An 11879-nucleotide genomic window follows, 5' to 3' on the forward strand; every position below is an offset into this window, starting at 1 on the left:
CAGGGTCGGTTCATTCAACCATCCAGCTCGCCATCCCGGCATCCCCGCACCCCGGTGTCGCATCGGCCGGCCTTCGGCGGTCGGCGGTCGCATTCGCAGATCAACCGCGGCCACCGGATCCGCGGCGGGCGAATTCGGGGGCGTGTTCGGGCCGCACGCCCACTCCGACGAAGTACGCGGGCACGACCGCCAGCCAGGGCATCCGCTCCATGATGCGCAGGGCGACCGGCGGAGCCGGATCCTCACCGCGCAGCAGCGGGCCGAGCAGCCGCCGATGCAACAGTCGCTGCACCGATTGCGTCACCACGGTCGGGATGACGCGGCGACGCCGCACCGCTGCCAGATGGCGGCCGGTGACCCGTTGCCGTCGGAGCGGTTCCGCCAGAATGGTGGCGGCGGCGACGGCATCCTGCACCGCCAGGTTGATTCCGACCCCGCCGACCGGAGACATCGCGTGAGCGGCATCCCCAATGCACAACAACCCGTCGCGGTGCCAGCGGCGCAGCCGGTTCACCCGGACGTCGAGATGCTTCACCTCGTCCATGGACCGCAGCGCCCCGAGCTCGCCGGCTACCTCCGGCACCACCTCGGCCACCTGCCGGCGGAATTCGTCGATACCCTGCGCGCGCAGCTTCGCGTCGGTTCCCTTGGCGCCCAGGTAGGCGATCTGGAAATACCCTGCGCGGGGAATCAGGGCGAGTGCTTTGCCGGGCGCGGTGCGGGGCATGAACGAGAATCGGCTGTCCCGATGCCGCGGCAGCTTGAACCACCACACGTCGAAACGCACCGGGTAGTCATGTGTCCGCAGACCCGCTTGCGCGCGTGCGATCGACCAGCGGCCGTCGCAGGCCACGGTGAGGTCCGCCGTCAGCCGGCCCGGGCCGTCGGGCCCGCTGTACCGGACCCCCGTCACCCGGTCGCCCTCCCGCTGCAATCCCGTGGCCTCGGTATTCATCCGCAGGTGGAAGGTCGGCTCGGCGGTAGCGGCCTCGGCGAGCAGATTGAGCAGATCCCATTGCGGCACCAGGGCGATGAACGGATGGGGCTGGCGCAGGCGCTCGAAGTCGATGAAGGTCACCGCCCGGCCGTCGAAGTCGATACTGCCGTTGCGGACCTCGGTGAACGGCAGGGCGGAAAACTGTTCCCACAGACCCAGTTCGTCCAGCAGCCGCATGGTGGAACAGTGCACGGTGTCGCCGCGAAAGTCGCGCAGGAAATCGCCGTGCTTCTCCAGCAGGGTGACATCGACGCCGGCCCGGGCCAGCAGCAATCCCAGGACCATGCCGGCCGGTCCGCCGCCGACGATCGCGCAGGTCGTCTTGTCGCCCATCGCTGCCAGCATAGGCTGGGATCGAACCCATGACGGACACCATGCAAACACTGCTGCGGCGGCGGGCCTCCGACCCCGCGGTCGCTGTGAAATGCCGGGACCTGCACTGGACGTGGCGCGAATACCTGGCGATCTCGGCCGGGCAGGCGGCAGCTCTGCTGGCGGTGGCCGACCCCGGACAGCCGATGCACTTCGGCGCACTGTTGGGCAACACGCCCGACATGCTGACGCAGCTGGCCGCCGCCGGCCTGGGCGGTTACGTGCTGTGCGGGCTGAACACCACCCGGCGCGGCGACGCCCTGGCCGCCGACATCCGCCGGGCCGACTGTCAGCTCGTGGTGACCGACGCCGACCACAGGCCGCTGCTGGACGGATTGGATCTGGGTGGAATCCCGGTGCTCGACACCTCCACCGCCCGATGGCACGACATGATCGCCACAGCCGGCCCCCTGGTCCCCCACCGCCAGGTGGAACCGACGGACCCGTTCATGATGATCTTCACCTCCGGAACCAGCGGAAACCCCAAAGCGGTGCTGGTCTCCCACTTGATGCCGACGTTCGCCGGCATCGGCCTGCGAGAGCGTTTCGAGCTGACCGGTCAGGACACCTGCTACGTGTCGATGCCGCTGTTCCATTCCAACGCGGTGGTGGCCGGGTGGGCGCCCGCGGTGGCGGCCGGCGCCGCCATCGTGCCGGCAACGTTCTCGGCGCGGAACTTCCTCAGCGACGTGCGGCGCTACCACGCCACCTACATGAACTACGTCGGCAAGCCCCTGGCGTACATCCTCGCCACGCCCGAACGGGACGACGACGCCGACAACCCGTTGCGGGTGGCCTTCGGCAACGAGGCCAACGAGAAGGACATCCGGGAGTTCGCCCGGCGCTTCGCCACCCGGGTCGAGGACGGCTTCGGATCGACGGAGAACGCGGTCATCGTGATCCGCGAACCGGGTACCCCGGCCGGTTCCATCGGGAAAGGGGCCGCGGGGGTGGCCGTCTACAACAGCGACACCGTCAGCGAGTGTCCCCCCGCCCGGCTCGACGAGAACGGCGCGCTGCTCAACGCCGGCCAGGCCATCGGCGAACTGGTCAATACCGCGGGATCCGGCTTCTTCACCGGGTACTACAAGGACCCCCGGGCCGACGCCGAACGGATGCGCCACGGCATGTACTGGTCGGGTGACCTCGCCTACCGGGATGCCGAGGGCTGGATCTACCTCGCCGGGCGCACCGCGGATTGGATGAGAGTGGACGGGGAGAACCTGGCTGCCGCGCCGATCGAACGAATCCTGCTGCGGCACCCGGCGATCAACCGCGTCGCGGTGTATGACGTGCCGGATGGCCGGGTCGGCGACCAGGTCATGGCGGCCGTCGTACCGCACGAGGGACACACCTTCGACCCGGAGTCCTTCGAATCCTTCCTCGACCAGCAGCCGGATCTGTCGCCCAAAGCGCGGCCGCGCTACCTCCGGATCGCGGCGGAATTGCCCAGCACCGCCACCTACAAAGTGGTCAAGCGTCAGTTGATCGACGAGGGAACAACCGTCCGTGCCGGCGAGACGCTGTGGGTGCGCGAGGAACGCGGGACCGCCTACCGAGCCGGCGGGAATGCCACCCACCCGGACCGGCGGCAGCTCGATGACGGACGATAGGCCGGTGACAGACTCCAGTGCTTCCCGGGTGGCCGTCTACTTCGACTTCGACAACATCGTGATTTCACGCTACGACCAAGTGCACGGCCGCAATACGTTCCACAAGGACAAGGCGAAGGGCCTGGACGCCGACCGCCTGCGCGCGGCAACGGTCGACCTGGCGGCCGTGGTGGATTTCGCCTCGTCGTTCGGCACCCTGGTGCTCACCCGGGCCTATGCGGACTGGTCGGCGGAGGTCAACGCCAACTACCAGCGCCAACTGGTGGGGCGCGCCGTCGACCTCGTCCAGCTGTTCCCGGCGGCCGCATACGGCAAGAACGGCGCCGACATCCGTCTGGCGGTGGACGCCGTGGAGGACATGTTCCGGCTGCCGGACCTGACCCATGTGGTGATCGTCGGCGGCGACTCCGACTACATCGCGCTCGCGCAGCGCTGCAAGCGCCTGGGCCGCTACGTGGTCGGTATCGGGGTTGCCGGCGCCAGCAGCCAGTCGCTGGCCGCGGCGTGCGACGAGTTCGTCAGCTACGACGCACTGCCCGGGATTTCCAGCACCGTGGCCGCGGCCCCGGTCAAGAGGCGCGGCAGGCAAACCAGCCGGGCCGACGCCGAGGACGATCCCGCACCCGACCCCCAGGCTGCGGCCACCGGCCTGCTCGAACGCGCCCTGCGGATCGGCCAGGAGAAGGACGACGCGGACTGGCTGCACAATTCCGAAGTAAAGGCCCAGATGAAGCGGATGAATCCGTCGTTCAGCGAGAAGTCGCTGGGTTTCAAGTCGTTCAGCGATTTCCTGCGTTCCCGCGGCGACCTCGTGGACCTCGACGAGAGTACGACGACTCGCATGGTCCGCCTGAAGAGCGACGGCGGGTAACAGCGATCAGCCGCTCTTGAGGCGGATCTTCCAGCGCACGAACCCGAGATAGAAGAAGCTCAGCAACACCAGCATCGCCATGTCGAATGTCCACGCCTTGGCGGTGTGCTCCCAGTGCGAGTCCCGGGGAACCTGCGGAACCGGACACAGCTTCGTCAGGTCGATCGTGGACGCCGAGGTCGCGAAACCCCAACGCGCCGGGGTCGCCCACGACATCTGGTCGAGGCCGAGCCGATCGGTGACCGGAATCATGCCGCCGGAGAACACCAGCTGCGACATCACTGCGACGACGAGCAGCGGCATGATCTGCTCGTTGGACTTCGCCACCGACGACAACAGCAGGCCGAGCATCGCCGATGCGACGGTCGTCGCCGCGATGTCGACATAGAGCTCCAGCGCGGAATTTCCCAGCACGACGGCGCTGGCCTTGGGGCCGGGCTTTCCCAGCAGCGCAATCACGGTCACGATCGCCGACTGGATGAGGGCCAGGACGGTGTAGACGAACACCTTGGCCAGCAGGTAGGCGGTCGTGGACAGGCCGACGGCTTGTTCCCGCAGGAATATCGCCCGTTCACCGATGAGGTCGCGAATGGTCAGTGCGGTCCCCATGAACACCGCTCCGACATTGAGCAGCACCAGGATCTGCGCCGGCTCGGTGGGCGCGTCACTGGTCAACGGTGGCGCGTTGAAGCCCACGGTGCCCGGCACCGACATCGACAGCGCGCCCATGATGAACGGCAGTATCGCGAGGAAGATGAAGTAGCCGCGGTCGGAGACGATCAGCCGGAGCTGCCGTCGGGCAATCGTGGAGAACTGCCGGACCAGGCTGGTGTGGGCCGCCTCCCCCAGCGCGGCGGGCTGCTCGGGTGGCGGCGCGGGCGGCGGCGGACCCGTCTGCGCCAAGTAGCGGGCTTTCGCGGCCTCCGGGTCGTCGGCCACGGCGCTGAAGATATCGGCCCAGTTCGTCGTCCCCATGGAGGGGCCGATCTGGCTCGGCGGCCCGCAGAAGGCGGTCTTTCCGCCGGGCGCCAGCAGCAGCACCTGATCGCACACGTCCAGGTAGGTCAGCGAGTGGGTGACCACCACGACGACGCGGCCGGCGTCGGCGAGCTGCCGCAGCATCGTCATCACCTGGCGATCCAGCGCGGGGTCCAGGCCCGAGGTGGGCTCATCGAGGAGCAGCAGAGATGGCCCCGTCAGCAGTTCCAGTGCGACCGAGGCCCGCTTGCGCTGGCCTCCGGAGAGTTTGTCGACCCGCGTTTCGAGAAGCTGGGACAACTCGAGTACCTCCAGGATGCGGGCCACCACCTGATCACGGTCCAGCTAGGTGCAGTCCGGCGGCAGCCGCAGTTCGGCCGCATACATCAGGGCCTGCTTGACGGTCAGCTGCCCGTGCACCACGTCATCCTGGGGCACCATGCCGATCCGGCTGCGCAGCGAGGCGTATTCGGCGTGCACGTTGTGCCCTTCGAATGCGACCGTCCCGCTGGTGGGGTGCGTGGTTCCGACGATCATCCGGGCCAGCGTCGACTTACCCGCACCCGATGGACCGATCACCGCGGTGAGCATGCCGGGGCGCGCCGTCAGCGAGATGTTGTCCAGCAGCGTCTTGTCGCCCTCGATGGTCCAGGTGATACCGCGGACGTCGAGACCACCCGCCGGAGTCTCCACCAGGCTTTCTTCGCGACGGGTGAGTGCGCCGTCGGCGAAGATGAGGTCGATGTTGCCGATGGTGACCACGTCGCCGTCGTGCAGCATCGCCGAATCGACGCGGTTGCCGTTGACGAAGGTGCCGTTGATGCTGCGGTTGTCCCGGATCTCGGTGCCGCCCTGCGCCGGCACCAGAGTGGCGTGGTGGCGCGAGGCGAGCACCTCCGGGATGACGATGTCGTTGTCGTCGGCGCGGCCGATCTTGATCGCCCCGGGCGGCACGTCGGGCGCTCCCCGACCCGGCCGCAGGATCTTCATCATGGAGGTCCTGCCGGCGGCCTCGCCCGGCCGGCCTGCCCCGGGCGGCGGCTGGAACTGCGCCGGGGGTGCCCGGTAGATGTGCGGACCCGACTGGTGCGCCGGATACCGGCCCGAAGGCGATGCCGCGGGCATCCGCTCGGTCGGCGGCGGCGGCGGCTTTTGGACCGGCGGCTGCGGCGGGGGCTGGGTCGGGGGCGCAGCCGGGATGGGCATCGATCCGCGTGTCGCCGCGGTCGGTATCGCCATCGACGTCGTCGCCGGCGGACGCCCGACCGAGCCCTGGTCGCGCCGGCCGAATTCGAAAACCAGGGCGGGGCCGTCGGGGTTGCCGATATTGACCTGCTGGTTGTTCTGGATCTCGACCTGGTGCACCCGCTGGTTGTTGACGTACAGCCCGTTGAGGCTGCCGTTGTCGACGGCAACCCATCTGCCCTGGTCGAAACGCAGCAGTAGGTGTACCCGCGAGATGAGTGGATGTGCCACTCGCACGTCCGCGCGCAAGTCACGTCCGACGACCACGTCGTGGCCTGCGGCGAAGGTACGGTCGGCGCCGTCGTAGCGCACTGTGAGCACCGGGGGGTCGGGTTGCGCTGTCATCGCAGCCAACTGTATCGGCACGATGCCCCGGTGTAGAAGGTGGAGGTGGCATCGGATGGAGCCGGGTAGGCTCGGGCGCATCGAAGTGTCGGCAACGAATGGAGACCGGCGATGAATTTCCCGAACCGCGGCTGCAGTGCGATCGCTGTGGCCGCGCTCGTCCTGGCCGCCGTCCCCCAGGCGCTCAACCTGGTGCAGCCGTCCGGCGTGGCACACGCCGACGTATGCATGAGCGCCGGACGCCGGGTCACGGTGGGCGGATGCGCCGACCTGGGCAACGCGATCGCCCCGTACGCGCCGGGTCCGTACGACTACATGCCGATGCCCGAGGACTACACACCCAACGTCGACGTCTGCGCCAGCGTCGGCCGGCGGGTCAGCGTCGGCGGGTGCGTCTAGACGCTGCGGGTGTGCACATGCGGCCGGCGGGTCCAGCCGGTACCGCTACTGCGAAGAACCGCTGTTCTGGATGATCTCCAGGATGCACTGACGTCGGGTCTGGCCGGTTTGCTCCATGCAGACGCGCACCGGTGATTCCCGGCTGCTCGGCAGCGGTGATTCATTCGGGTCGGGGGCCGAACTGATGGTCGGGTTGGCCACGGTGCCCTCGGTCAGTGACCAGATGCTCGACTCCGTCTCCTCCAGTTTTGAGCAGTAGGCGGTCGCCCCGGTTTTCGTCGAGCCGATACTGCCCAGCGGGAAGCATGGCGCGCCGATGGCGACGACCGGGATCTCCGGTTTGGGTGCGGACCCGGAGGTGCCATTCCCGGGGGTGGAGGGATGCGACCATTCGCTGGTGGGGGTCTCGGTGAACGGCGGGTATTCGGTCTCCTCCTTGTTGATGTACCGGAACTCCCGCAGGGCGATGCCGATGGCGACGACCAGCAGGGCCGCCAGTATCGCCGGAATGATCACGCCGCGCCGCAACAGCGATCGCGGGCCCTGCGGGGCAGTGGCGGCGGGCAGGGAGAAAGTGGTCGCGTCGGTGTCGCCGGAGCCGCCGCCGAAGTGGTGGTTGAGTGCCCGCGCGAAGTCCACACACCGCAGATAGCGGTCCTTGGGGTCTTTTGACAGGGCCTTGGCGAACACCGGGTCGAGATCCGCCAGGGACGGACGGACCTCCCCGATCGGCGGCGGTGAGGCGGTGAGGTGCTGGCTGATCAGCACCGCGGGGTTGGTGTGCTGGAACGGTGGCGCACCGGTCAGCAGCTGGAACGCCGATGCGGCCAGCGCATACTGGTCCGCACGCCCGTCGAGATCGTTGCCCATGAGCTGTTCGGGCGCCGCATACGCCACGGTGCCCACCGTCATGTTCGTGGCGGTCAACCCGGTCGACTGCCCCACCAGCCCGGCGATCCCGAAGTCGGCGAGCAGCACGCGGCGATCAGGTGAATCGGGCGAAGCGATGAGCATGTTCGCCGGCTTGACGTCGCGATGTATCAGCTTCTTGTCGTGTGCGTAGTCCAGGGCCTCGGCCACTGCGGTGACGATCTCGACAACCTCCGGACCGGGCATCCCGTCCGGGTACTGCGATGCCAGCAGCGCGCCGGCATCGGTCCCGTCGATGTAGTCCATGTCGATCCAGAGTCGGCCGTCGGTCTCGCCGCGGTCGTGTACCGCCACGATGTGCGGGTGCCACAGGCTGGCGGCGGTATCGGCTTCGCGGTGGAATCGTTCCCGGTACTCGCGGTCGGCGCTCACCTCGGGGCGTACTACTTTCAGCGCGTCCTGACGCGGCAGTCTCGGGTGCTGGGCGAGGTACACCTCGCCCATTCCCCCTGTTCCGAGTCGCCGGACAATCGTGTAGCCGGCAAACGTCGATCCCTCTTCGAACGCCATGGCCGCATAGTAGTCGGTGGGCCGACGCCGAATTGGGCAGCGGCTACTTCTTCTTGGTCTTCTTCTCGGCGGTCCCGCGCACCCGCTCGTTGTAGGCCGAACGTGCGCCGCCATCGAGTTCCTGGAAGACGCGGTCGCGCGCGAGGCGGCCGCGAATAGCTCCGACCAGCACGTCGGGCACCGTCGCCGCGGCGGCCTCGTAGGCGCGCATCCAGGCCGGAACGGCCACGACCGCTCGCCGGTGTGAGCAGGTGGCGACTACCGCCTTGGCGATGTCTTCCGGGTCGACCGTCGGCAGCAGGCCGTCGAGCTTGACCCCTGCCACCAGTTCGGTGCGCACGGCCGACGGAAGTACCACCGTCACGGTGACACCTGTGGTGGCGAGTTCGTCCCGCAAAGATTCGCTGAACCCGACGATGGCGTGCTTGCTGGCGCAATATGTGGCCAGCCCGGCAGCCGGGAGCTTCCCCAGGTACGAGCTGACGTTGACGATGTGGCCGGTGCCGCGCTCCAGCATGCCGGGCAGGGCGAGCTTCGCCCCGATCATCATTCCTTTGGTGTTGATGTCGAGGATCGCGTCGGTGACGGCGTCGTCCTCGTCGACGAATCGGCCCATGGGCATGATGCCGGCGTTGTTGACCAACACGGTCAGCGGGTGACCGGAGTCCTCGACGGCCTGCAGGAATTTTCCGTACGACTCGCGGGAGCGCACGTCCAAACCGAACCCCTGCCCGCCGATCCCGGAAGCCGCTTCGGCCGCCAGATCGCCGTCGAGATCACCGATGAAGACGCGCGCCCCTTTGGCCGCAAACGCCGTCGCCGTCGCCAAGCCGATTCCGCGGGCGCCGCCGGTGATCGCGACCGACGTGCCCTTCAGGCCTATTCCACCCATGTGCAGCCACCTCTTCGCGTTGATGTGTCAGCCGAGCTCGGTGTGCATCAACATTACGTCGTAGGCGGACCACAGCGACAGGTTGAAATACACATCCTTGCCGGTCGTCCACGGGTGCATCATCGGGGCGTAGACGCCGCCGGGCATCTGGAAGTTGGATACCAGCAGGTGCTCCGGGCCGTAGGGGCCCTGCGGCGCCGGCGCGGTCCTGGCGACGACATCGTTCGCGCCGTTGGTGTACATCACCAGGTACTGCTTGAGGTAGGTGTTGTACTGTGCCGACATCTCGGCCACCGGACCCGGAATGACCGGTGTCGCCGCCGACGGCCGGCCGGGAACCCAGGAATTCGAATCGCCATTCCAATACTGGTACTTGGTCAGGTCGGGGATGACGCCCTGCGGCACTCGCGACAGGTGCGCCGACCCGCCACGGCCGGCGGGGGTGCCAAACGAGTACAGGTAGCCGTCGTTGGCCTTGACGTAGGCCCCCATCTGGAAATTCTCGTTGCCCTCGACGTACGGTGCGCGCCCGGTGTCGGGTCCGGATGCGCGGATGGTGCCCGGGTACACCCCCCAGGTCTGACCATTGTCGTTGGACACCGCGATCCCGGAATAGTTCGTCCACCATTCACCGTCGCGTCCCCAGTCCCTGATCGACATGAAGTTGATGTACTGGGTCTTGCCGACCGAGATCGCGGCAGTCGGAATGATCCCCGTTTCTTCCGTGGCGTAGTTGATGCTGTTGATGACCTGCCGGGAGAAGCCCGGCTGCTGCGTCGGAGAGCCGGCGTACCTGTTGGACCGGTCGCCGTCGCCGATGTGGATTCCGTCGGACAGGTTGCGGTCGTTGCTGCGGAACAACACGTTGTACCGCCACTGGTCGCCGTGAACCGCGCAGTAGCCGAACGTGTCGCCGAAGGCCATCAGCACCTGATGGTCGGCGGGATCGCCGTTGTCCCACATCAACCCGACATCGGTTCCGGAGATACCGAAACGTTCCAGTGTCCTGTTCGGACCCTCCGGGCCGGTCACCCATTCGGCCAGCGACGTGGTCGATCCACCGAATGCGTCATCGGGGTTCGGCGCCCCGGCGGGTGGTGCCGCCACCGGTGCCGGGTTCGGCGGCGGGGCCGCGGCTGCCTCCGGAGCCAACGGTGCGGCCGGCGGCTGCTGGGCGGCAACAGGCGGTACCGGAGCCGGCGGCGCCGGATTGGCGCCCGGGACGCGTGCTTGCTGCTGGATGGGTGCGGAGTACTGCCGGCTCGGTTGCAGGAGTCGCTGCAACGGACCCAGTGCCGGCCGTGGCGCACGGTCGTTCGCACCGCGGGGACGCGGCCCTCTGCGGATAGGCCCGAGCACCTTGCCTCCCGGAGTGGTCACCACGGCGTTCGCCGGCGGTGCGACATTGGCCTCGGGCGCATCGCAGGTCAACGCGTGCGCCTGCGGCGCCAGGCCGGTGGCCAGACTCATCGGGACGACCAGTCCGAACGCGGCCGCCGAAGCCGCCGAAGCCGAGATGATTCGCGAAATCGGCGACATGTCACACCTTTCCAGTGCCGAACGCCGCATTGACGTCCAATGAGGTTGATGTGACGATAGTGAGCAATGAGTCACTTGTGATCTATGTGCTGCTAATGGGTACTAGTCCGTGACCGTGTCGCAACCCGCTGGTCGAACCCCCGCCCCGCGCCCGCGTGGATTCGGAGTCGACGTGTGGCAGGGTCCAGATGGCATTTCCACTCGGCGCAACCTATGACGGCTCGGGAACGAGCTTCGCGGTGTTCAGCGGGGTGGCCGACCGCCTCGAACTGTGTCTGTTCGACAGCAGCGACGACGGCGCGGCCGGAGAAACCAGAATCGTATTGCCCCCGAAGTCGACGGGTTCGTCTGGCATGCCCTTCTGTCCAACGTCGCGCCCGCTCAGCGTTACGGATTCCGGGTGCACGGCCCCTACGACCCGGCCGGTGGGCAGCGGGGTCGCGCCCCGCGCGATGCCGTTGCTGAAACACATCCGATTGCCTAGCCCAGATTTTTCGTGAAATGCCCCGCGAAACGGAGTGTAGATAAGCGAAAGTGCCTGTCCCGCAAGGGATAATTGGACTTGTCGAGGGTTCAAGTATTCCTACGGGAAGGCACTTCGCGAGTGCGAAGAATATCGCGCTGGCATCGCGGGTCAAAGTGTCGGCCGACGGCCATGGCGTCGTGTCGCATGCCGGGATGGGCATGCTGCGCGAGCTCGCCGACCGGACCGGGCTATCGACGCAGGTCACCGCCGCATTGGCGGACACCTATCGCGGGCCGTGGGTATACGCACCCGGCGATGTATTCGCCGATCTGGCCGCTGCGGTCGCTGACGGGGCGGACTGCATCGACGGCGTCGGCCAACTGTGCGGCGACCGCGAACACGTCTTCGGGGCGATGGCCTCCACCACCACGATGTGGCGGTTGGTCGATGAACGCATCGACGCCGCGCACCTACCGCTGGTGCGGGCCGCCCGAGCCGGCGCTCGGGCGGCGGCCTGGGCTGCGGGCGCTGCCCCCGACCCGGGTGACTGGTTGCACATCGATATCGACGCGACCCTGGTCATCGACCACTCCGACAACAAGCACGGCGCCACACCGACCTGGAAGAAGACCTTCGGGCACCATCCGCTGCTGGCGTTTCTGGACCGCCCGGAGATCGCCGGCGGGGAAGCCCTGGCCGGGCTGCTGCGCACCGGCAACGCC

8 protein-coding genes and 2 pseudogenes are annotated in these 11879 nt (G+C 67.8%); 5 read left to right on the forward strand and 5 right to left on the reverse strand.

All coding sequences use genetic code 11. The features are described 5' to 3' along the window. Nucleotides 1-100: 100 nt before the first annotated feature. Nucleotides 101-1330, reverse strand: a complete 1230-nt coding sequence (locus ACK5M9_RS00385; RefSeq protein ID WP_416891235.1) for an FAD-dependent oxidoreductase — start codon at nt 1328-1330, stop codon at nt 101-103. A gap of 29 nt (nt 1331-1359) precedes the next feature. Between ACK5M9_RS00385 and fadD1 the strand changes: the two genes are divergently transcribed. Further along, nucleotides 1360-2982, forward strand: coding sequence for a fatty-acid--CoA ligase FadD1 (gene fadD1, locus ACK5M9_RS00390; RefSeq protein ID WP_416891236.1), 1623 nt, complete (start codon nt 1360-1362; stop codon nt 2980-2982). Nucleotides 2983-2986: 4 nt separating this feature from the next. Continuing rightward, nucleotides 2987-3853 carry an NYN domain-containing protein gene (locus ACK5M9_RS00395; RefSeq protein ID WP_416891237.1) on the forward strand — a complete coding sequence of 289 codons (867 nt, stop codon included), beginning with the start codon at nt 2987-2989 and terminating at the stop codon, nt 3851-3853. A gap of 6 nt (nt 3854-3859) precedes the next feature. Here the strand turns inward: ACK5M9_RS00395 and ACK5M9_RS00400 are convergent. Next, nucleotides 3860-6421, reverse strand: a pseudogene (locus ACK5M9_RS00400) (FHA domain-containing protein). A 111-nt stretch (nt 6422-6532) separates the two neighbouring features. Here ACK5M9_RS00400 and ACK5M9_RS00405 point away from each other — a divergent pair. Beyond that, nucleotides 6533-6820, forward strand: coding sequence for a hypothetical protein (locus ACK5M9_RS00405; protein WP_416891238.1), 288 nt, complete (start codon nt 6533-6535; stop codon nt 6818-6820). A 45-nt stretch (nt 6821-6865) separates the two neighbouring features. Here ACK5M9_RS00405 and ACK5M9_RS00410 read toward each other — a convergent pair whose 3' ends face one another. The 3 genes from ACK5M9_RS00410 to ACK5M9_RS00420 are packed head-to-tail and all read right to left on the reverse strand — an operon-like array spanning nt 6866 to nt 10691. Continuing rightward, complete coding sequence (locus tag ACK5M9_RS00410) at nt 6866-8260, reverse strand: serine/threonine-protein kinase (protein ID WP_416891239.1); 1395 nt, start codon at nt 8258-8260, stop codon at nt 6866-6868. A 43-nt stretch (nt 8261-8303) separates the two neighbouring features. Beyond that, nucleotides 8304-9152: an SDR family oxidoreductase gene (locus tag ACK5M9_RS00415; protein ID WP_416891240.1), complete on the reverse strand. Its 849-nt coding sequence runs from the start codon at nt 9150-9152 to the stop codon at nt 8304-8306. Between the two features lie 27 nt (nt 9153-9179). Further along, nucleotides 9180-10691, reverse strand: a complete 1512-nt coding sequence (locus ACK5M9_RS00420; protein ID WP_416891241.1) for a DUF4185 domain-containing protein — start codon at nt 10689-10691, stop codon at nt 9180-9182. A gap of 188 nt (nt 10692-10879) precedes the next feature. Here ACK5M9_RS00420 and ACK5M9_RS00425 point away from each other — a divergent pair. Together ACK5M9_RS00425 and ACK5M9_RS00430 are read left to right on the forward strand one after the other, a co-directional pair. Continuing rightward, nucleotides 10880-11127, forward strand: a pseudogene (locus tag ACK5M9_RS00425) (glycogen debranching enzyme); the annotation flags it as partial. Nucleotides 11128-11270: 143 nt separating this feature from the next. Further along, nucleotides 11271-11879 (forward strand): transposase (locus tag ACK5M9_RS00430; RefSeq protein ID WP_416891242.1); only part of this gene is annotated, 609 nt, incomplete at its 3' end.

This window comes from Mycobacterium sp., assembly GCF_047975165.1.
GTDB lineage: Bacteria > Actinomycetota > Actinomycetes > Mycobacteriales > Mycobacteriaceae > Mycobacterium.

Bases quoted from the DNA above. Each gene is read 5' to 3' on its own strand.
- ACK5M9_RS00385 (WP_416891235.1), bottom strand. From the start codon at position 1,330: ATGGGCGACAAGACGACCTGCGCGATCGTCGGCGGCGGACCGGCCGGC.
- fadD1 (WP_416891236.1), top strand. From the start codon at position 1,360: ATGACGGACACCATGCAAACACTGCTGCGGCGGCGGGCCTCCGACCCC.
- ACK5M9_RS00405 (WP_416891238.1), top strand. From the start codon at position 6,533: ATGAATTTCCCGAACCGCGGCTGCAGTGCGATCGCTGTGGCCGCGCTC.
- ACK5M9_RS00410 (WP_416891239.1), bottom strand. From the start codon at position 8,260: ATGGCGTTCGAAGAGGGATCGACGTTTGCCGGCTACACGATTGTCCGG.
- ACK5M9_RS00415 (WP_416891240.1), bottom strand. From the start codon at position 9,152: ATGGGTGGAATAGGCCTGAAGGGCACGTCGGTCGCGATCACCGGCGGC.
- ACK5M9_RS00420 (WP_416891241.1), bottom strand. From the start codon at position 10,691: ATGTCGCCGATTTCGCGAATCATCTCGGCTTCGGCGGCTTCGGCGGCC.